Here is a 19,494-nt window from a genome sequence, read left to right on the forward strand (position 1 = left end):
GTCAGGCCACGGCCGACCAGGCCAGTTTCGCGGCCCCGGCCAGGCCGGCTCGCACGCCGAGCGTGGTCGGGGCCACCTCCACCGAGCGGAGGAAGGCCAGGCCGCTGAGGTCGTCGAGGGCCTTGCGGAGCGGGGCGAAGAGGATCTCGCCTGCGCCGGCCACGCCGCCGCCGATCACCACGGTCCGCACGTCCACCGCGGCGGCCGCCGAGACGATCATCGCGGCGAGCGCCCGCGCGCCCCGCTCGAAGGCGGCCAGCGCGATCGAGTCGCCGTTCGCCGCCGCCTTGGCCAGGTCCCGGGCATCGGGCCGGTCGCGGGGCGGCTGCCAGCCGGCGGCCAGGGCCCAGCGGGTCAGGTTGGGGCCGCTGGCGTACCGTTCCACGCAGCCTCGGCCGCCGCAGTCGCACGGCTCGCCGTACGGGTCCACGCTCATGTGCCCGACGTGCCCGGCGTTGCCGGTGGGCCCGAGCAGCGGGACGCCGCCGAGCACGAACCCGCCGCCGATCCCGGTCGAGACGACGACGCCGAGCAGCGAGGCCGCCCCGCGTCCCGCGCCGACCCAGTGCTCGCCGAGCGCGAAGCACTGCGCGTCCCCGGCCAGGACGGCGGGCAGGCCGGTGAGCGCGGCGAGCTCGTCCCGGATGGGGAAGCCGCGCCAGCTCGGGATGTTGACCGGGCTGACCGCCCCGGTGGCCAGGTCCAGCGGGCCCGCGCAGCCGATGCCGACCGCGCGGGGGGTGGCGCCGGGCAGCAGCTCGGCGACCAGATCGGCCAGCGTGCCCAGCACGTCCGCCGCCGGGGTCGGCCGCGTCGCGGACCGCAGCACGGTCCCGGCGGGGTCGACCAGGGCGCCGGCCAGCTTCGTGCCGCCGATGTCGAGGGCGAGGACGCAGTCCATCAGTGCTTGTGGTGGTTGTCGGGCTGGCGGGGATCGCCGGGATGCTCCAGGCCGGGCACGAGTTCGACCCGTTCGGCCCGCAGGGTGTCGAGCCACTGGGCGAACGTGCGCCGCCGGGCGGCCTCGCCGAGGCCCGCGTCCGGCTCCGCCGTACCGGCTGGGGGAGCGGGACGGGCGACGGCGAGGTGCCAGCCGAGGTGGTCGGCCACCGGCCCGGCCAGGGTCCCGTACGGCAGGCGGTCCAGCTCCGCGGCGATGGCGGCGGGCAGCGTGCCGAGGGCGGTGACGCCCAGGTCGTCGAGGTCGTCCTCGGCGACGCCCTCGGGCGGGGGCGCGGCGTAGAGCCGGTGCCGGATCCGCAGCGCGGCCGTCGCGGGCGCGGCCTCGGGCTGCTGCCAGGCGGCGGGCACCTGGGCCGGCACGTGCTCGTACAGGGCGCGCACCCACGGGTTGCCGTTGACCGCCGAGGCGTTGATCGAGCCGAGCTCGACCGCGGCCAGGCGGTCGAGCGGCGGCAGTTCGGCGGGGGTGAGGCCGAGCGCCCGGGCCTCGTCCTCGCAGACCAGCTCGGTGAGGATGACCTGGGTCAGCCAGCGGGCGAGCTGCCGGTCCTCCGCGCTGCCGGGGGTGGGCAGCGCGGCGTGCAGGGGACCTTCGCGCAGGTCGGCGAGGCGCCGGTCGAGCGGCAGGCGGGGGATCGGGTGGCCGTTCACCCAGCCGATGACCGGGCCGACACCGGGCGCGGTGGCCGCGCCGGTCGCGGGCGGCCGGGTGCGCACCGGGACGTACCCGGGATCGTGGTCATGCCCGTGCCCATGTCCATGCCCGTGCCCATGACTCATCGGGTGACCTCCAGCCGGACGACGGGCGCGTACTGGCAGCGGCCGAACCACATGACCTTCACCAGCGCCCACGAGTGCCCGGCGGCCATGTCCAGCGGCACCTCGACCGGGAAGGCCACCTCGACGCTCTCCCCGGCCTCGACGGTGAAGCCCTGGACGACCGACGGCAACATCTCCCACGTCCCCCACGGCGAGGCGAGCTGCGCCTCGCCGCGGATCGGCCCGGCGCTCGTGTTCGCCAGCCGTACGCCGACGGTGGCGGAGGAGCCGGGACGGAGGGTCAGCGAGTCGGTCACGGAGGTGACGACGAGCCCGGTGGGCCGGGCGGTGTCGAGCCGGGTGCCCTGGGCGGCCACGGCGTCCTCCGGGACCGGCCCGGGCACCGGAAGCTCTGGGACGGGCCCGAGGGCGACGGTGAGCACGTCCTCGACGCTCTGCCCGGCGAAGTCGGTGCGCGCGGCGACGAAGTGCAGCCCGCCCGCACCGGGAGCCGGGGTGACGGTGACCGGGAAGCGCAGGTGCCCGCCCGGCTCGACGCGGAAGGCGCGCTGAGCCGGGCTGACGCTCCAGCCGGCGGGCGCCTCCAGCGTGACCACGCCCTCGTGCGCGGCGTCGACCAGGTGCGAGGCGACGACCACCTCGGCCTCGAACGGCTCGGCGGAGGTGACCAGGCCGGGCGTGATCGCCACGGAGACCGGCAGGTAGCCGAGCGGCGCGGGCCCCTTGTTGTGCAGCCAGTAGCGGCTGTAGACCGGCTGGGCGGCCTCGGCGGTGAGCCCGAGCTCCTCGCCCTCGGCGGTGAGCGGCACGGGCGCGAGGTAGGTGGCCACCTCCGATCCGGCCAGCTCGAACGAGGCCGGCCCGCCCCGGTTCTCCAGCAGGTCGGAGGCGAGCAGCGAGCCGACCGGGAGCACCGGCGAGTGCAGCGCGGCCCGCGCGCCGAGCCCGGTGGACTCGACCAGGCGCAACGTCACCCCGTCGGCGGCGTCGGCGGCCAGGCCGTGCGCGTGCGGGTTGCCGGCGGCCTTGACCGTGCTGACCAGCACGTCACGGGCCGGATCGACGCGCAGCAGCGAGTGCGTCGCGGGCAGGTCGCCGCCCGGCCCGTCGACCAGGCGCGGCAGCAGCGGCGTGATGTACTCCTGCCCGGCGGCCGGCAGATTGAGCTCACGCCAGTCGCCCGCGCCGCCGACCAGCGAGTAGGCGAACTCGTGCGTCCAGTGCTGGAGCTGGAACCCCGAACCGTCCGGCGTGGTACGGCGAGGCGGATCGAGCCAGACGCCCGACGGCCAGCCCGTGCACGAGCGCATGAGCGACAGGTGCAGCGCCCCCGACGGATCGACCGCGAACCCCGGCAGGCCGTAGGTGAGCAGCGCGACCGTCCGGTCCTCCAGCACCTCGCTCCCCTCGGGGCAGGTGGCGGCGATCCGCGCGTCGTCGAGGTCGGCGACCAGCTCGGCCGCGTCGGCGACGATGAGCGCCGGCAGCGAGCGCAGGCCGCGCAGGTCGGCGCTGGGCTGCCACACCTCCGCCAGGGGCCGCTCGGCCGGCACCCAGACCCGGCCCTCGGCGGCGAGCGTCTCGGCGAAGGCGGGGGAGACCTGGCCGAGCAGCTCGGCGGCCAGCGGGTTGTGCTCCGGGCCGCCGAGGATGATGCGCACGTCGGGCAGGTTGGAGTCGACGTCGAGCCAGCCGTACCGGGAGCCGGGCGCGCTGGAGGTGGTGGCGGTGACGCCGGCGCGGGCCAGCGCGACGACCAGGTCGCGGGCGGCGGGCGCGTCCGCCAGCGCGGGCACGACCACCTCGGCCACGCCGATCGCGCGGGCGCCGGCCTCGCCGAGCTCGACCCGCGCGGTGGAGGAGAGCCCGAACCAGGTGTTGGCCGGGTTGTCGAGGGTCCAGGGGTGCTCGGCGGCGTCGGCCTCCGGCAGGGCGAAGCCGCGGCCGATCACCGCTCCGGCCACGTCCGAGACCGGCAGCGCGCCGGGGACCGCGGCCGGGAAGCGCACCCGGAGCAGCCGGTCGGCGCCGGTGTAGTCGAGCACGCGGGTGGTGAAGTCCACCTTGTCGGACCCGGCCCAGAGGGTGACGATCTGCTCGTAGGCGAGCTCGTCCAGCTCGCCGGTGATGATCAGGCGCTCGCCGAGCGCGGACCGCTCCCGCCGGACCGTCGCCGGGCGCTCGGCCGAGCCGCTGACCTCGCCGGTCGGGATGAGGTGCCAAGGGCCCTCGCCCATGTCCGGGTGCTGCGGGTACTCGGCGTGCAGGCGCAGCTCGTTGCCCTGGCCGGTGAGCAGCTCCTGGCCGGCGGCGAGGTCGAGCACCGAGCTGAGCGTGCCGCCGCGCGCCGGGTCGGCCGTGACGCGGTAACGCTCGTTCTCGACGACCGAGCCCTCCGCCGGCTCCCAGCCGCCGGGCGTGCCCTCGACCAGCGGGTAGGTGCGCCAGCCCATCGAGGGCACCTCGCGGGCGAGGAAGGTCAGCACGCCGTCCTCCAGCAGCGCCTCGCCCTCGACCGTCAGGCCCGGCGCCGGCCGAACCCGGACCAGGCCGTCACGGGCGAAGGACAAGGTGTTGGTGACCACGACGCTGCGGCCGTCCACGGAGATCTGCGCGGTCAGCGCGTCGAGCGCGCGGTCCCGCGCGTCCGTGGCCAGGTCGTGGGCCTCGCGCCAGCCGGTGAGCAGGTCGATGTAGACCTGGTCGGACTCCGAGCCGGTGATCGCGTCGTGGTGGGCGCCGTAGGCGAGCTGCCGCCACACCTTGTCCAGCGCGGCGTGCGGGTAGCGGCCCAGGCCGAGCAGCGAGGCGAAGGCCGCCAGCTTCTCGGCGTCGGTCGCGGCCACCTCCGCGGCGCGCTGGGCCTGCTTGGTGTCGATGTAGGAGACGTCCTTGCCCGTGTAGATCGGGTTCATGTCGCGCGTCTGCGGGCTGAAGGTGGCCTGCTCGGCGGTCACGGCATCGAGGAAGTCGCGCGGCGTGCCGCAGACGAAGCGCGGCCACACGTACCGGTCGGCGACCCAGCGGTGGATCTCGGTGACCCACTTGTTCGGCGGCGAGTAGTCCGTGCCGACCGGGAGCAGGATGTTCTTGGTCGCCGCGACCGGCTTGAGCGCCTGGTAGAGCTCGAAGACCGCGCTCAGCGCCTCCTCCAGCGACGGCGAGGAGTCCATCCACCAGCCCGCCGAGTAGTGCGCGGGCATGTAGTGCGTGAGCACGCCCAAGCCCGAGGGCGAGATCCACTCGAACTCGCTCGGGAACTGCATCAAGGTGGCGTCGTTCTTGGCCTCCTTGAAGTTCTTGCTGATCGGGCCCCACTGGTGGAACGGACCGCGCGCCCAGGCGCTGCCGGTCAGCCCCGCCGCGGCCAGGTAGCCGGGGAACTGCGGGTCGTGCCCGAACGCGTCGAGCTGCCAGGCGGTTCTCGGGTCGCCGCCCAGGATGTCGCGCTGGTAGCCGATGCCGTAGACGATGTTGCGGATCGTCGTCTCCGCGCCGGTCAGGTTGGTGTTCGGCTCGTTGTAGGTGCCGCCCATCAGCTCCACCCGGCCGTCGGCCATCAGCTTGCGCAGGTCGGCGCGGCGCTCGGGATGGGTGTCGAAGAACGGCTTCAGGTAGTCGATCTCGGCGAGCACGAACTTGTAGTCAGGGTCGCGCAACGCCAGCTCGATGTGCGCCTCGACCAGCGCGAACGCGTTGCGCTCCCACAGCGGCCGGGTGCTGGCGTCCCCGGACAGGAACTCCCACGGGCTGGTGTAGGCCGCCTGCGTGTTCCACCAGACCGGGTCGTAGTGGAAGTGCGAGACCAGGTACATGGTCCAGCCCGGCTCCTCGACCCTCACCTCCGCGTCGAGGCTCTCGCCGCCGGCGGTGACAACGCAGGACACGACCTCGCCCGCCGGCCGGTCGATCCGCAACGGGACCTCGACCGTGCCCACCCCCGCGGGCACGACCACCGGCCTCGCCGTCCTGACCCCCTCACCCCGGACCTCCAGCTCGACGTCCTGGCCTGCCGGTTCGACGGTGACTCTCAAGACCTGGTACGGCTCCGCTTCCGTGCCGACGAACAGGTCGGTGGAGGTGGCGGACAGCAGGCGAAAAGGCACGGGGACTCCCTGACTGTACGGGTCTGACGACCGCCACACTAGGGCCTTGATCGGTGAATGGCAACGTTGTCATTTGGAGCTCTGACGTTCACCGTCCGCCGGTTCATCCGCCCCTGCTGTCCATCGTCCGCCGGGGCACGTGACTCTGACGTCCCTCGTCCGCCGGGGCTCCCGGCCCAGCCGGCCGCTCGATGCCGCCGTCGCCGCCGGGAACCACCACCTTCGCCACCACCCCGCTGCTGGAGCACCCCATCTGTACCGCCTCCACCGCCTTCTCCAGCCACGGCGGGCACCCCGAGCGCCGCCCCTCGCCCGCCTGACCTTCGCAAACCTGACAACGCTGTCATCCCCAGCCCGTTACCATGAGCAACAACAGCTCGCAGATAGGGATAACGTTGTCAGCCCTGCACCGCCGCCCGACCATGAAGGACGTGGCCGAGGCCGCCGGAGTGGCCCTCAAGACCGTCTCACGCGTCGTCAACGGCGAAACCACCGTCGCCCCCGACACGCTCGAACGCGTCCAGGAAGCCATCCGCCGCCTCGGCTACCGCCGCAACGAGGGCGCCCGCGAACTCCGCCAGGGCCGCACCCAGGCGATCGGCCTCGTCGTCCGCGACATCGCCGACCCCTTCTTCGCCGCCATCGGCCGGGCCGTCGAGCACCGCGCCGAGGAGGACGAACTGGTCGTCATGATCGGCTCCTCCCACGACGACCCGGCCCGCGAGCGCCAGGTCGCCCTGGGCTTCACCGCCCGCCGCCCCAACGGCCTCATCCTCGCCCCCATCGCCAAGCGCCAGGACTACCTCCTGCCCGACATCGCCGAGGGCCTGGCCATCTGCGCCGTCGACCGCCCCGCGCAGGGCATCGCCTGCGACGCCGTACTCAGTGACAACGCCGCCGGCATCCGCCTGGCCGTGGAGCACCTGCTCCACCACGGCCACCGCCGGATCGGCTACCTCGGCGACGACCCGGCCGTCTTCACCGCCCGCGAGCGGGTCGCCGGCTTCCGCGCCACCATGGCCGGGCACGACGTGCCCGTCAACGAGCACGAGGTACGGCTCGGCAGCCCGGGCCCCGACTTCGTCGCCGCCGCGCTCCGTACCATGTTCGACCCATCCGACCCGGTCACCGCTCTGGTCACCGGCAACAACCGCATCACCGCAGAGGTCCTCAAGCACCTCGCCGGCCGCCCCGAGCAGCCCGCCGTGGTCGCCTTCGACGACCTCGAACTCGCCGAGCTGCTCCGCCCCGGCCTCACCGTCATCGCGCAGGACCCGGTCGCCATCGGCGATGCCGCCATGGACCTCCTCGCCAAGCGCCTCGCCGACCCGACCCGCGAACCCCGCGAACTCCGCATCCCAGTCCGCCTCATCCCTCGGGGCTCAGGAGAGGCACCCCCGACCAACTGAGCCCTCTGCCCCTACCAGCCACCCCTTCGCGCCCCCGCAGGTCCGCGCGGTCACCCCACCGGTCACCGGGGCGGCGACGGCGAGCCGACCATTTAGCGGGTGGCGGTGGCGAGCCCGCCTCGACCGGTCAGCGTGGGGCGATGGCGAGCCACCCCTCGACCGTCGCCCGAGCGATGGCCTCGATCCGCCGCCCGTAAGCCTCATGCCCGTCCGGCACCATGCTCCCGTCCTTGACCGGCAACTCACAGAACGCGGCCCCGAACCCCGCCGGCCGCCCCTCCGGAAGCGCCGCGTATCCCTTCAACGGCTCCTCATCCCACCCCGCCCGAACCCGATGGTTGTTCCGCGCCACCTGATGCGCCGCCACCCGATGCAGCGCCTCCAACCCCTGGTCAAGAAAGAACTGCAACTGCCGGAACTGACTGTCCAGGTACTTCGGATGCCCCTGATCCGGATGCTGCAACAGATAGGCACACACCACCGGCCCATGCCACCGGGACATCACCGGATCAAGATGCTCCTCAGACAAGATCGCGTGGTAGTACTCCACGCAAGCCCCCCGGGCCCCGCACTCACACCCAGCCCGCTCACCCTCACCCACAGCGTCCTCCTCCGCCCACCCGTATCCGCGGGAAAGCCATCTCGCCTAGTCCAGCCCCACCCGCCCACCCCACGCAACCGAGAATCGACCGCTCCCCGCAAACTGCCCCGAACCACAACCCACCCCCACGCATCTCACCCATCATGAGACTCCCTTTGATCACCCTCGCCGCCGCCGCAACGCTCACCCTCACCGCCCTCCCGGCCGCCGCCGCCACCTCCTCCCAGCCAGCCGCCCCCGGCTGCAACCGCCCCGCCGTCTCCAACCTCGACCCCGGCTGGGGCGTCATGCGCGGCTCCTACAACCTCAAGAAGGGCCCGTACTCCGGCAAGCGCTGCGGCACCGTCACCAAACTCCACCAGGGCGCCGTCCTCCTCTTCTTCTGCTGGACCACCAACGAGTACGGCAAGATGTGGGTCCACACCGGCGTCAAGGGCACCTCCCTGCGCGGCTGGATGTCCCTGGACAACATCAAGGTCACCAAGACCTCCGGCATGCCCGACTGCGGCCTCGCCAAGCCCTAGCCGTACGGCCGGCCACCCCTTGGCCAGCCCCAAGCCGTACGGCCAGCCCGCCCTCGGCCTCCGGCCTTCCGCCTTCCACCTTCGACCGAAACGGCGAACCTCCGTCTGACAGGGTGCCCCCATGACCGACCGCGACCTGGACGACGGCGTGATCCGGCTACGGGAGTGGACCGACGAGGACGCCGCTTGGTACGCCGAGACCGTCCGCGACCCGCTCATCCAACGGTTCACGACCGACCCGCCCACCCTGACCGCCGCCGAGGTCCAGGCAGCGATCTTCCGCATGCGCGAGTCCACCACCGAGGAGGGCTTCCTCATCTGCGACTCCACCACCGGCCACCGCCTGGGCAACATCGCCCTCCGCCACGACGGACAGGTCGGGGAGCTCTCCTACTGGGTAGCCCCCACCGCCCGCCACCGCGGCGTAGCCACCCGAGCCGTCAGGCTGTTCACCGCCTGGTCCTTCCGCGAGGTGGGTCTGAGGGAACTGTGGCTCCGCGCCCACCGCGACAACCTCCCCTCCCAACAGGTGGCCTTGAACGCCGGCTTCCACCGCGACCCCCAACGCGACAAGACCCACGAGGCCAAGGACGAACTGTGGCCAATGCTCGGCTACCGCCTACCCCATCCCACCCCGTAACCGAGCCCTCCCAGTACCGGACGGTGCCGTTCTCAAGCCCTCGAGACGTACGGCTGCCGAGCCGGCCAACCTCTGCCCGGCCAGCCATGAGTCCACGGCCAATCCTCAAAACACAGCCCCTCCGGAACCCGCCCCGCACTCGGGGGTCCGGGGGCCGGGAGGCCCCCGGATAGGGGGTGTGGGGGAGCTTGGCTCCCCCAGGAGAGGAGCCCGAGCCGGAACGCGCGAAGCGCGCCCCACCCGACGGCCCAGCTTTTCGGGGGTCAGCGGCCGCGGAAGGTTTCGAGGGCTTCGCGGGTGGCCTTGAGGGCGGCTTCGGCGGTGTCGTAGGTGCGCTGGGCCAGTCCGACGAAGATGCAGTCCACGATGAGGAGCTGGCTGATCCGGCTGGCCAGCGCCCCAGGCCGGAAGGAGGTTTCCCGTCCGGCCGAGATGAGGGCGTGGTCGGACAGAAGGGCCAGCGAGGAGCGCGGGTTGTTGGTGATGGCCACGATGAGCGCCCCGGCCTTCTTGGCGGTGCGGACGGGCACGAGGACGTCGGTGGTCTCGCCGCTGTAGCTGACGGCGACCACGACGTCGCCGGGCTGGAGGAGGGCGGCGCTGGTGAGGGCCAGGTGGGCGTCGCTGAAGGGGCGGCTGGACAGGCCGATGCGCATGAGCTTCTGGGACAGGTCGGTGGCGACCAGGCCCGAAGTGCCGACGCCGTAGACGTCCACGCGGCGGGCGGTGGTGATGGCGGTGACGACGGCGCCCAGTTCGTCGGGGTCGAGCTGGGCAGCGGTGTCGGCCAGGGCGTCGGACTCGGCCCGGGTGACCTTGGCGATGACGTCGGTGAGGGGGTCGTCGGGGCCCAGGTCGCCGGGGACGAGGCGTTCGGGCTGGTCCCGGGCGACGGCGGCGGCCAGGGCGAAGCGGAGCTGGGAGTAGCCGGAGTAGCCCAGCGCCCGGGCGGTACGGACGATGGTGGCCTCGCTGGTGCCCGAGATGGCGCTGAACTCGGTGATCGTGCTGCGCACCACCACGCCGGGGTCGTCCAGGATTATCCGGGCGATGGACTGGGCGGCGGGCGTCAGGGAGGGGAGTACGGCACGCACCGCGCTCACCGGGTTGGCGGGTTCCGTCATGAGGTCTCCTTCGTCGACCTCGTGGCCGGGTCGCGGGGGGCGGTGGGGGTGGAACGGGTCATGTGGTGAGCCAGTCGGCGACCGCCTCGGCGCCGACGCGCGACAGGCCGTGGGTGGCGATGTAGGTGGCGCCGATGGGGTGGTCGGGGATGCCGGTCTCGACGACGATCGCGTCGGGGCGTTGGGTGACGAGGTCGGACAACGCCTGCCGTACCCACTCGTGGCGGGCGGTGTCGTGCACGAGGAGCACCACCGGGCGGTCGTCGAGGGTGGGGAGGGGGGCGCCCAGGGGGACGCGGATGTGGTCGGTGCCGGGGAGGCGGGCGGCGAGGGCGACGGTGAGGCCGGTGGGGGTGCCTGGCTCGACGGCCTGGTTGTGGCGGGGGCTGATCTCGACGACCAGGGGTGGGGCGGCCAGACGGGTGGTGCCGGTGATCTCCAGGGCGGCCCGGGCGGCATAGGCCCCGGCGGGCTCGCCCTCCCCGGGAGTCGCGGGAGGTCCACCGAGGGGGACGGCGGGGCGGGGGTGTTTGGTCCACCAGGAGGCGAGGGTTTCGACGCGGGCAGCGGCTTCGGCGAGGCGTTCCTCGGAGAGTTCCCCGCTGCGGACGGCGGCGACGATGGCGTCGCGGAGGGCGTAGAGCTCGTCCTCGGTGACCAGGCCGGCGCAGATGGCGTCGGCGCCGGCGGCGAGGGCGCGGACGGCGATGTCGCCGGGGGAGTGCAGGGCGGCCACGGCGCGCATCTCGATGGCGTCGGTGACGAGCAGCCCGTCGAAGCCGAGCTGGTCACGCAGGAGGCCGGTCAGGGTGGTACGGCTGAGCGTCGCCGGCCCCGAGGGATCAAGCGCCGGAATCAGCAAATGTCCGCACATGATGGCTTTTACGTCTGCGGCAATCGCCGCCTCGAAAGGAGCGATGTCGCGCTCGAGCAAGGTGTCCAAGGAAGCGTGCACGGTGGGCAAAGCAAGGTGCGAGTCGGTGACCGTGTCGCCATGCCCCGGAAAGTGCTTGGCGCAAGCCGCCACCCCCGCCCCCTGATGCCCCCGGATCCAGGCGGCCCCGTGCCGCGAGACCAGCGAGGCGGTGGGCCCGAAGGACCGCACACCGATCACCGGGTTGGCCGGGTTGGCGTTGACGTCCACCGAGGGCGCGTAGTTGAGGGTGATGTCGCAGGCCGCGAGCATGGTGGCGATCTCCCGCCCGACCCGCTCGGTGAGCGCGAGGTCGTCCACCACGCCGAGGGCCCGGTTGCCGGGGAAGGAGCTGCCTTCGCGGGCTTCGAGCCGGGTGACCACGCCGCCTTCCTCGTCCACGGCGACGATCGTGTCCGGGTTGGCCGCCCGGATCTGGTCGACCAGTTCGCGCCGGGGCAGGTTGCGCGCGAACAGCACGACGCCGCCCAGCCCCTGGTCCAGCGCATGGCGCAGCCAGTCGGGCGCGGTGGTGCCGTCGAATCCGGGTTGCAGGACGGTCAGGGCCAGCCGGCTCAGCATGACATTTTCCTTCATCAATATTGATCGGAAGGTAATTTTCTGTCATCGTCACCCTCGATGACAACACCCCCCAGGAGTTCACGATGAGCGCGCCCTCCCGACGCACCGTACTCCGCGGCCTCGCCCTCGCCGCCGCGGCCACCGCCGTTCCGTTCTCCGCGACCCAGGCGAGCGCAGAGACGGCGGCCTGGACGCCGCCGCTGCGCCAGATGCGCGGCATGTGGATCGCCTCGGTGCTCAACATCAACTGGCCGTCGAAGCCGGGACTGACCGTCGACGAGCAGAAGGCGGAGTACCTGGCCTGGCTCGACCTGGCCGAACAGCGCAAGCTGAACTCGATCTTCCTGCAGATCCGGCCCACCGCCGACGCCTTCTGGCCCTCGCCGTACGAGCCGTGGTCGCAGTACATCACCGGCACGCAGGGCCAGGACCCGGGCTACGACCCGCTGGGCTTCGCCGTGGAGGAGACGCACAAGCGCGGCCTGTCGCTGCACGCGTGGTTCAACCCCTACCGCGTCTCGATGCAGGCCGACCCGAACAAGCTGCACCCCGACCACCCGGGCCGCAAGAACCCGACGTGGATCCTGCCCTTCGGCGGCAAGCTCTACTACAACCCGGGCATGCCCGAGGTGCGCAAGTTCTGCCAGGACGCGATGATGCACGCCATCGAGAACTACGACCTCGACGGCCTGCACTTCGACGACTACTTCTACCCGACCAACTCCACCGCCTTCAACGACGCCGAGGCGTTCGCGAAGTACGGGGCGGGCTTCCCGGACCTGGCGGCCTGGCGGCGCAACAACGTCGACCTCATGGTCCAGGAGATGCAGCAGCGCGTGCTGGCCTCCAAGCCGGAGATCGCGTGGGGCATCAGCCCGAGCGGCATCTGGCGCAACAAGGGCACCGACCCGCTCGGCTCGGACACCAACGGCGGCCAGTCGTACGACAACCTGCACGCCGACACCCGCGGCTGGGTGAAGAAGGGCTGGCTCGACTACATCGCGCCGCAGCTCTACTGGTACATCGGCCAGCCGCCGGCCGACTACGCCAAGCTGGTGCCGTGGTGGTCCGACGTGGCCGACGGCACCGGCACGCTGCTGTGGATCGGCCAGGCCGCCTACAAGGCGGGCGACCCGGCGCAGGCGCCGCAGTGGCAGGACCCGAAGGAGCTGTCCAAGCACCTCACGCTCAACCAGAGCCACCCGCAGATCACCGGCGACATCTGGTTCAGCGCCGGTGACGTGCGCGCCGACCGGCTCACCTCGATCACCACGGCCGTGGCCGACCACTACCAGCGGCCGGCGCTGTCGCCGGTGCTGCCGCGGCTCGCCTCGGGCCGGCGTCCGCACCGCGCGGTCGTCGCCCAGGCCCGCACCACGTCGGGCGGCGTCGAGGTGAAGGTGGTGGCCACGGGCCCGCAGGAGCCGTTCCAGTTCGCCGTCTTCCGCTTCGACTCCCGGCCCTCCGCCGAGCAGTTCGAGAACGCCGCCAACCTGGTCGCGGTGCTCCCGGGCGACCGGCACATCACCTGGACCGACCCGGAGGGCAAGCGCGGGCAGTACTACTACGCGCTCGCCGTCGACCGCGCCAACCGGGTGAGCCGGCCCAGCAACGGACACCGGGTGATCTTCTAGATGCGCGTCCTCGGCCTGATCTCGGGCACCTCCCACGACGGGATCGACAGTGCCGTCGTGGACTGGTCACTGGACAACGGCGTCCTGACCGGGGTGGTCGAGCAGGCCGGGGAGCTGCCCTACCCGCCCGAGCTGCGGGCCCGCATCCTGCGGGCGCTGCCGCCGGGCCGGGTGGACCTGGCGGAGGTCTGCGCGCTCGACACCCTGATCGGGCAGGCCTTCGCCGAGGCGGCCGTCCAGGCCGCCGAAGGCCGGGACGTCGACCTCATCTGCTCGCACGGGCAGACGCTGTTCCACTGGGTCGAGGACGGGCGCGTGTACGGCACGCTCCAGCTCGGCCAGCCGGCGTGGATCGCCGAGCGCACCGGCACGCCGGTCGTCTCCGACGTGCGGGCTCGCGACGTCGCCGCCGGCGGCCAGGGTGCGCCGCTGGTCTCCTACCTCGACCTCCTCATGCTGCCGCCCCGCTGGGGCGCGCTGAACATCGGCGGCATCGCCAACCTCACCGTGCGGGACGCCGCCCTGGCGTATGACACCGGGCCCGGGTGCGCGCTCATCGACGCGGCGGCTCCGCCGTACGACCGGGACGGGGCGCTCGGGGCGGCGGGGGAGGTACGGCAGGACCTGCTGGCCAAGCTGCTGGAGGAGCCGTACTACCGGCTGGAGCCGCCCAAGAGCACCGGCAAGGAGCTGTTCACCCCCGACTACCTGCCGACCGGGCTGCCGCAGGCGGACCTGGTCGCGACGCTCACCGCGCTGACCGCCGAGACGGTGGCCGCGGAGGTCAGGCGGCACGACCTGGCCGGCGTCGTCGTCTCGGGCGGCGGGGCGCGCAATCCCACGCTGATGGGGATGCTCCGCGACCGGGTGAGCGCCGAGGCGACGGTGAGCCCGTTCGCCGACGAGAAGGAGGCGATCGCCTTCTCGCTGTTCGGCTGGCTGACCGCGCACGGGCTGCCGGCCACCGTGCCCAGTTGCACGGGCGCGTCCGGCCCGCGCGTCCTGGGCACGATCACCCCGGGCGCGGGACCGCTCAAGATTCCGGAGCCGGTAGCGGAGGCACCAGTCCGCGCAGTTCTGACACGGTGACCAGGCGGTAGCCGCGCTTCTGCAGCGCCTTGATCACCTTGGGCATCGCGTCCACGGTGGTCTTGTGGATGTCGTGGGCGAGCACCACCTCGCCCCGGCCGGTCTGCTTGAGGATGCGCCCGGCCACCCGCCGGGCGTCGCGGACCAGCCAGTCCTGCGGATCGACGTCCCACAGCACCTGGACGAGCCCCATCTCCCGCATGACGCCGCGCACCTTCGCGTTGGTCGCCCCGTACGGCGGGCGGGCCAGCGTCACGCGCGCTCCGGCCGCCTCGATGTCCGGGATCGGGCCGTGCAGTTCCTTCTTCACCCGGGTGGCCGACAACCTGGTCAGATCCGGGTGGTTCTGGGTGTGCGTGCCGATCTCGTGGCCCTCCTGGACCATCCGCCGCAGCAGCCGGTGGTTGCCGCGGGTGTTCTGCCCGGTCACGAAGAACGTGGCGCGGGCGCCGTGCTTCTCCAGCAGGTCGAGCAGCCGGCCGGTGTGCACGCTGGGACCGTCGTCGAACGTGAGCGCCACGCACTTGTCGACCTTGCAGTCCACGCGCTTCTTGACGGTCGCGTGCGCTGCCGAGCCGTACAGGAAAACGGCAGCGCAAAGCGTTCCGGCGACCAGCAGTCGCATTCATTACCCCCAGTAGGAATCCCGCCCCTACTGGTGTGATGCGCGCAAGTCCCGAAAGGTTCTCAGGAAGCGCGACGTCCTACCGGTTGCGACTCCGGGGTCGCGCCCGCCGAGCGCTGCGGCGGCACCACGGGGGTCGGCCGCACCAGCCCCAGCGCCACGACCTCGTTGGCCAGGCGCGTGCGCCGGTTGGTGCCCTCCGGGATGCGGAACTTCTGGTAGAGCCGCAGCAGGTGCTGCTTGACGGCGGCCTCGGTGACGACGAGGTCGTCGGCGATCTCCCGTGCGGTGGCCGGCGCGACGAAGGCCTCGTCCGAGAGGGCGGGCCGGCAGAGCGAGGTGAGCACGTCCACCTCGCGCCTGGTCAGCTCGGGAGCGGCGGCCCGGCGCAGCTCCACCTCGGGCGCGAAGTCCTCGCGCGGGATGCCGTTGACCCGGCAGCGGGCCGCGCCGAAGGAGACGACGTCGCCGTCGTCGAGGACCCTCCGGGCGATCGGCCTGCCGTTCACCCGCGTGCCGTTGCGGGACAGGCCCAGGTCAACGACGTACAGGTAGGGTCCGCGGCGCACGAACTCGGCGTGGAGCCGAGACACGCTCGGGTCGGTGAGCCGGATGTCCACCCCCCGGCCCCTCCCGACCGTCGTGATCTCGGGGCGCAACGGGACCACGTCGCCGGTGTCCTCGATGCGAATGAAGGGCCCCTCCACGGCGGTTCCTCCTTGGGAAGGCTGCCATTACTTTCGCTACAGCTCCGGCTTACCCAGACGGGGCGATGGGGAATCGCCTTTGCCATAAGGAGAATCCCGCGTGAAATTGGCGTGGGGCGTCTCCGTCGGTTTTGCCTGCTCACCGGTAGACTTCGAGCGAGATAAGCGGAGGATCCACTTATGGCGGACAAGCCCACCAAAGGCCTCGCCGATGTCGTCGCCGCGTCCACCGCGCTGAGCGACATCGACGGGAAGGCCGGTCGCCTCTTCTACCGCGGATACGACATCCACGATCTGGGCGGCCGCGCGAGCTTCGAAGAGACCGCCTACCTGCTGCAGCGCGGCAAGCTGCCCACCAGGCAGGACCTGGCCGGATACGGCGAGGAACTGGTGCGCGGCCGCGAGCTGGGCGCGCTGGTAGCGCAGAACGTCGAGGAGATCGCCGAGAAGCAGAAGCCCATGGAGGCGCTGCGCTCGCTGGTCTCGCTCGCCGGGGCCGACGACCCCGACAAGGACTCCATCGAGCCGGACGCCAACCTGCGCAAGGCGGCCCGGCTGGTGGCCCAGCAGCCCCTGCTGGTCGCGCGCTACCACGCCGCGCGCAACGGCCGTGCCGTACCCGATCCCGACCCCGAGCTGAGCATCGCGGGCAACTTCCTGCTGCAGGTGACCGGCCGCCGGCCGGAACCGCGGCACGTCGAGCTGTTCGACGAGTGCCTGGTGCTGCACGCCGACCACACGATGAACGCCTCGACCTTCGCCGCCCGCGTCTGCGCGGCGACGCTCTCGGACATGCACTCGGCGATCGTCGCGGCCATCGGCACGCTCAAGGGCCCGCTGCACGGCGGCGCCAACGAGCAGGTCATGAAGACGCTGGAGTCCATCGAGGAAGGCCGTGTCGCCGAGACGGTCCGGGAGAAGCTCGCCGCCGGCGAGAAGATCATGGGCTTCGGTCACCGCGTCTACAAGACCGAGGACCCGCGGGCCACCCACCTGCGCCGGATGTCGGAGGAACTGTCGGCCTCAGGCGACCCGAAGTATTACCGTATGTCGAAGGAAATGGAGGAGGTCGTCTTCGAGACGAAGGGCCTCTACCCCAACGTCGACTTCTACGCTGCCTCGGTCTACCACTACCTCGGCATCCCGACGGACCTGTTCACGCCGGTCTTCTCGGTCAGCCGGATGTCGGGCTGGACGGCCCACGTGATCGAGCAACACGCGGACAACCGCCTGATCAGGCCGGACAGCGAGTACATCGGCGAGCGAGACCAGAAGTGGAAGCCTATTGACGAGCGATGAGACCTGGGGCCCGTACCCGCTGGTGACGGCGGGTGCGGGCGTCGCCCTGCTCGGGATCTTCTTCGTGGACGCTGAGTGGGGCGCGTTCGCCCTCGGCTCGGTGCTCCTCGTCGCCGCCGCGCTGCGCTTCGCGGGGTACGGCGGGCAACTGGCGGTCCGGAGCCGGCGCGCGGACATGATCGTGACGAGCCTGCTCGGCGCCGGCCTCGTGGGCGTGGCCCTGTTCATGGAGTTCGGCCACGTGCTGAAGCCCGCCCTGCTGAAGCTGCTGGGCGGGCCCTGAACAGCGGTTACAGGCCGGCGAGCGCCTGGTTGAAGGTCTTCGACGGGCGCATCACGGCCTCGGCCTTGGCCGGGTCGGGCTGGTAGTAGCCGCCGAGGTCGACGGGGGAGCCCTGCACGGCGAGCAGCTCGCCGGCGATGGTCTCCTCCTGCTCGGCCAGCGTCTTGGCCAGCGCGCTGAAGGCCTGGGCCAGCTCGGCGTCGTCGTTCTGCGCGGCCAGCTCCTGGGCCCAGTAGAGGGCCACGTAGAAGTGGCTGCCGCGGTTGTCGATGCTGCCGAGCTTGCGGGCCGGCGACTTGTTCTCGTTGAGCAGCGTCGCGGTCGCCCGGTCGAGGGTGTCGGCCAGGATCTGCGCGCGGGCGTTGCCGGTGCTCTGCGCGAGGTGCTCGAAGCTGACCGCGAGCGCCAGGAACTCGCCCAGGCTGTCCCAGCGCAGGTAGTTCTCCTTGACGAGCTGCTGCACGTGCTTGGGCGCCGAGCCGCCGGCGCCGGTCTCGAACAGGCCGCCGCCGTTCATCAGCGGGACCACCGAGAGCATCTTGGCGCTGGTGCCCAGCTCCAGGATCGGGAACAGGTCGGTCAGGTAGTCGCGCAGCACGTTGCCGGTGACCGAGATGGTGTTCTCGCCGCGGCGGATGCGCTCCAGGGAGACCTTGATCGCCTCGACCGGGGCCAGCACGCGGAGGTCGAGACCCTCGGTGTCGTGCTGCGGCAGGTAGGCGTCGATCTTCTTGATCAGGCTGGCGTCGTGCGCGCGCTCGGCGTCGAGCCAGAAGACCGCGGGGTCGCCGGTCGCGCGGGCGCGGGTGACGGCCAGCTTGATCCAGTCCTGGACGGGGGCGTCCTTGGTCTGGCACATGCGCCAGATGTCGCCCTTGCCGACCTCGTGCTCGAAGAGCACGTTGCCGTCCTGGTCGCTGACGCGGACCACGCCGGCGGCCGGGATCTCGAAGGTCTTGTCGTGGCTGCCGTACTCCTCGGCCTTCTGCGCCATGAGGCCGACGTTGGGCACCGAGCCCATGGTCGCCGGGTCGTAGGCGCCGTTGGCGCGGCAGTCGTCGAGGACGACCTGGTAGATGCCGGCGTAGCTGCTGTCGGGGATGACGGCGAGGGTGTCGGCCTCGTTGCCGTCGGGGCCCCACATGTGACCCGACTGGCGGATCATGGCCGGCATCGAGGCGTCGACGATGATGTCGCTCGGCACGTGCAGGTTGGTGATGCCGCGGTCGGAGTCGACCATCGCCAGCGCAGGGCCCTCGGCGAGCTCGGCCTCGAAGGAGGCCTTGACCTCGTCGCTCGCGTCCTTGAGGATGCCGCCCAGGCCGTCGTTGGGGTTGAGCTGCGAGCCGTACTTCGCGAAGGTCTTCGGGAAGAAGGCGCGCACGACGTGACCGAAGATGATCGGATCGGAGACCTTCATCATGGTGGCCTTGAGGTGCACGCTGAACAGCACGCCCTCCTCCTTGGCCCGGGCGACCTGCGCCTTGAGGAACTCCTGGAGGGCGGCGACGCGCATCACGGCGGCGTCGACGATCTCGCCCTCCTGCACCTTGACCGGCTCGCGCAGCGCGCTGGTCCCCTCGGGGGTGACCAGCTCGATGCTGAGGGCGCCGGCCCGCTCGACGATCGCCGACTGCTCGGTGGAGCGGAAGTCGTCGGCGGTCATGTGGGCGACGTTGGTCTTGGAGTCGGCGCTCCACTTGCCCATGCGGTGCGGGTGGGCCTTGGCGTAGGCCTTCACGCTCGCGGGGGCGCGGCGGTCGGAGTTGCCCTCGCGCAGGACCGGGTTGACCGCGCTGCCCTTGACCTTGTCGTAGCGGGCGCGGATGTCGCGCTCCTCGTCGGTCTGCGGGTTCTCCGGGTAGTCCGGCAGGTCGTAGCCCTGCTCGCGCAGCTCGGCGACGGCCGCCCTGAGCTGCGGGATGCTCGCGGAGATGTTGGGCAGCTTGATGATGTTCGCCTCGGGCGTCTTGGCGAGCTCACCCAGCTCGGCCAGCGCGTCGCCGATGCGCTGCTCCTCGGTCAGCCGCTCGGGGAAACTGGCGATGATCCGCCCAGCCAGGGAGATGTCGCGGCTCTCCACCCGCACCCCGGCAGTGGAGGCATACGCCTGGATCACAGGCAGGAACGAGTACGTCGCCAGGGCAGGGGCCTCGTCGGTATGCGTGTAAATGATGGTCGAATCAGTCACGGGATTTCCGCTCCACGTATGCGA

At 71.9% G+C, this 19,494-nt stretch carries 17 protein-coding genes; 8 read left to right on the forward strand and 9 right to left on the reverse strand.

Annotated features, from left to right (window positions below):
* Position 1: 1 nt before the first annotated feature.
* Genes AB0I67_RS02125 through AB0I67_RS02135 form a run of 3 tightly spaced genes read right to left on the reverse strand, consistent with a single transcriptional unit; the run spans position 2 to position 5,849 of the window.
* Complete coding sequence (locus AB0I67_RS02125) at positions 2 to 901, reverse strand: ROK family protein (protein WP_357916151.1); 900 nt, start codon at positions 899 to 901, stop codon at positions 2 to 4.
* Positions 901 to 1,743 (reverse strand): hypothetical protein, encoded by an 843-nt coding sequence (locus AB0I67_RS02130; protein WP_357916153.1) that lies wholly within the window; start codon positions 1,741 to 1,743, stop codon positions 901 to 903. Before AB0I67_RS02130 ends, AB0I67_RS02125 begins: the two co-directional genes overlap by 1 nt.
* A complete protein-coding gene (locus tag AB0I67_RS02135) occupies positions 1,740 to 5,849 on the reverse strand; it encodes an NEW3 domain-containing protein (RefSeq protein WP_357916156.1) in 4,110 nt (1,369 codons plus the stop codon). The genes AB0I67_RS02130 and AB0I67_RS02135 overlap by 4 nt, the downstream gene beginning before the upstream one ends.
* A gap of 191 nt (positions 5,850 to 6,040) precedes the next feature.
* Between AB0I67_RS02135 and AB0I67_RS02140 the strand changes: the two genes are divergently transcribed.
* Together AB0I67_RS02140 and AB0I67_RS02145 are read left to right on the forward strand one after the other, a co-directional pair.
* Positions 6,041 to 6,169: a hypothetical protein gene (locus AB0I67_RS02140; RefSeq protein ID WP_357916159.1), complete on the forward strand. Its 129-nt coding sequence runs from the start codon at positions 6,041 to 6,043 to the stop codon at positions 6,167 to 6,169.
* 42 nt (positions 6,170 to 6,211) lie between these two features.
* Entirely contained in the window at positions 6,212 to 7,258 is a 1,047-nt protein-coding gene (locus AB0I67_RS02145; RefSeq protein ID WP_357916162.1) for a LacI family DNA-binding transcriptional regulator, read from the forward strand.
* Positions 7,259 to 7,385: 127 nt separating this feature from the next.
* On the opposite strand, the gene AB0I67_RS02150 is transcribed toward AB0I67_RS02145, so the two are convergent.
* Positions 7,386 to 7,859: a DUF5946 family protein gene (locus AB0I67_RS02150; RefSeq protein ID WP_357916165.1), complete on the reverse strand. Its 474-nt coding sequence runs from the start codon at positions 7,857 to 7,859 to the stop codon at positions 7,386 to 7,388.
* A 143-nt stretch (positions 7,860 to 8,002) separates the two neighbouring features.
* On the opposite strand from AB0I67_RS02150, the gene AB0I67_RS02155 reads away from it, so the two are divergent.
* Both AB0I67_RS02155 and AB0I67_RS02160 read left to right on the forward strand, forming a co-directional pair.
* Positions 8,003 to 8,383, forward strand: a complete 381-nt coding sequence (locus tag AB0I67_RS02155) for a hypothetical protein (protein ID WP_357916167.1) — start codon at positions 8,003 to 8,005, stop codon at positions 8,381 to 8,383.
* Positions 8,384 to 8,504: 121 nt separating this feature from the next.
* On the forward strand, positions 8,505 to 9,023 hold the full coding sequence (locus tag AB0I67_RS02160; RefSeq protein ID WP_357916170.1) for a GNAT family N-acetyltransferase: 519 nt from the start codon (positions 8,505 to 8,507) through the stop codon (positions 9,021 to 9,023).
* 263 nt (positions 9,024 to 9,286) lie between these two features.
* Here the strand turns inward: AB0I67_RS02160 and AB0I67_RS02165 are convergent, their stop codons facing one another.
* A complete protein-coding gene (locus AB0I67_RS02165; RefSeq protein ID WP_357916173.1) occupies positions 9,287 to 10,147 on the reverse strand; it encodes a MurR/RpiR family transcriptional regulator in 861 nt (286 codons plus the stop codon).
* 58 nt (positions 10,148 to 10,205) lie between these two features.
* The gene (locus AB0I67_RS02170; RefSeq protein ID WP_357916176.1) at positions 10,206 to 11,642 is read right to left on the reverse strand and encodes a glycoside hydrolase family 3 protein; all 1,437 of its coding nucleotides are present in this window, start codon (positions 11,640 to 11,642) and stop codon (positions 10,206 to 10,208) included.
* Between the two features lie 83 nt (positions 11,643 to 11,725).
* Here AB0I67_RS02170 and AB0I67_RS02175 point away from each other — a divergent pair, with 83 nt between their 5' ends.
* Positions 11,726 to 13,276, forward strand: coding sequence for a family 10 glycosylhydrolase (locus AB0I67_RS02175; protein WP_357916179.1), 1,551 nt, complete (start codon positions 11,726 to 11,728; stop codon positions 13,274 to 13,276).
* Positions 13,277 to 14,365 (forward strand): anhydro-N-acetylmuramic acid kinase, encoded by a 1,089-nt coding sequence (locus AB0I67_RS02180; protein WP_357916182.1) that lies wholly within the window; start codon positions 13,277 to 13,279, stop codon positions 14,363 to 14,365. It begins immediately after the preceding gene.
* Here the strand turns inward: AB0I67_RS02180 and AB0I67_RS02185 are convergent.
* Together AB0I67_RS02185 and AB0I67_RS02190 are read right to left on the reverse strand one after the other, a co-directional pair.
* A complete protein-coding gene (locus tag AB0I67_RS02185; RefSeq protein WP_357916185.1) occupies positions 14,310 to 14,990 on the reverse strand; it encodes a polysaccharide deacetylase family protein in 681 nt (226 codons plus the stop codon). The genes AB0I67_RS02180 and AB0I67_RS02185 overlap by 56 nt on opposite strands.
* A 62-nt stretch (positions 14,991 to 15,052) precedes the next feature.
* Entirely contained in the window at positions 15,053 to 15,697 is a 645-nt protein-coding gene (locus AB0I67_RS02190; protein WP_357916188.1) for an FHA domain-containing protein, read from the reverse strand.
* A 180-nt stretch (positions 15,698 to 15,877) separates the two neighbouring features.
* Here AB0I67_RS02190 and AB0I67_RS02195 point away from each other — a divergent pair, with 180 nt between their 5' ends.
* Positions 15,878 to 16,996 carry a citrate/2-methylcitrate synthase gene (locus AB0I67_RS02195; RefSeq protein WP_357916191.1) on the forward strand — a complete coding sequence of 373 codons (1,119 nt, stop codon included), beginning with the start codon at positions 15,878 to 15,880 and terminating at the stop codon, positions 16,994 to 16,996.
* On the forward strand, positions 16,983 to 17,279 hold the full coding sequence (locus tag AB0I67_RS02200) for a DUF3017 domain-containing protein (RefSeq protein ID WP_357916194.1): 297 nt from the start codon (positions 16,983 to 16,985) through the stop codon (positions 17,277 to 17,279). The genes AB0I67_RS02195 and AB0I67_RS02200 overlap by 14 nt, the downstream gene beginning before the upstream one ends.
* 7 nt (positions 17,280 to 17,286) lie before the next feature.
* Here the strand turns inward: AB0I67_RS02200 and AB0I67_RS02205 are convergent, their stop codons facing one another.
* Positions 17,287 to 19,470, reverse strand: coding sequence for an NADP-dependent isocitrate dehydrogenase (locus AB0I67_RS02205; protein WP_357916197.1), 2,184 nt, complete (start codon positions 19,468 to 19,470; stop codon positions 17,287 to 17,289).
* Positions 19,471 to 19,494: the final 24 nt, after the last annotated feature.

Source organism: Nonomuraea sp. NPDC050310, assembly GCF_040655795.1.
In the GTDB taxonomy this organism is placed as follows: domain Bacteria; phylum Actinomycetota; class Actinomycetes; order Streptosporangiales; family Streptosporangiaceae; genus Nonomuraea.

Coding starts and splice junctions, on each gene's coding strand:
- AB0I67_RS02125 (WP_357916151.1), bottom strand. CDS start 901: ATGGACTGCGTCCTCGCCCTCGACATCGGCGGCACGAAGCTGGCCGGC.
- AB0I67_RS02130 (WP_357916153.1), bottom strand. CDS start 1,743: ATGAGTCATGGGCACGGGCATGGACATGGGCACGGGCATGACCACGAT.
- AB0I67_RS02140 (WP_357916159.1), top strand. CDS start 6,041: ATGCCGCCGTCGCCGCCGGGAACCACCACCTTCGCCACCACCCCGCTG.
- AB0I67_RS02145 (WP_357916162.1), top strand. CDS start 6,212: ATGAGCAACAACAGCTCGCAGATAGGGATAACGTTGTCAGCCCTGCAC.
- AB0I67_RS02155 (WP_357916167.1), top strand. CDS start 8,003: ATGAGACTCCCTTTGATCACCCTCGCCGCCGCCGCAACGCTCACCCTC.
- AB0I67_RS02160 (WP_357916170.1), top strand. CDS start 8,505: ATGACCGACCGCGACCTGGACGACGGCGTGATCCGGCTACGGGAGTGG.
- AB0I67_RS02165 (WP_357916173.1), bottom strand. CDS start 10,147: ATGACGGAACCCGCCAACCCGGTGAGCGCGGTGCGTGCCGTACTCCCC.
- AB0I67_RS02170 (WP_357916176.1), bottom strand. CDS start 11,642: ATGCTGAGCCGGCTGGCCCTGACCGTCCTGCAACCCGGATTCGACGGC.
- AB0I67_RS02175 (WP_357916179.1), top strand. CDS start 11,726: ATGAGCGCGCCCTCCCGACGCACCGTACTCCGCGGCCTCGCCCTCGCC.
- AB0I67_RS02180 (WP_357916182.1), top strand. CDS start 13,277: ATGCGCGTCCTCGGCCTGATCTCGGGCACCTCCCACGACGGGATCGAC.
- AB0I67_RS02185 (WP_357916185.1), bottom strand. CDS start 14,990: ATGCGACTGCTGGTCGCCGGAACGCTTTGCGCTGCCGTTTTCCTGTAC.
- AB0I67_RS02195 (WP_357916191.1), top strand. CDS start 15,878: ATGGCGGACAAGCCCACCAAAGGCCTCGCCGATGTCGTCGCCGCGTCC.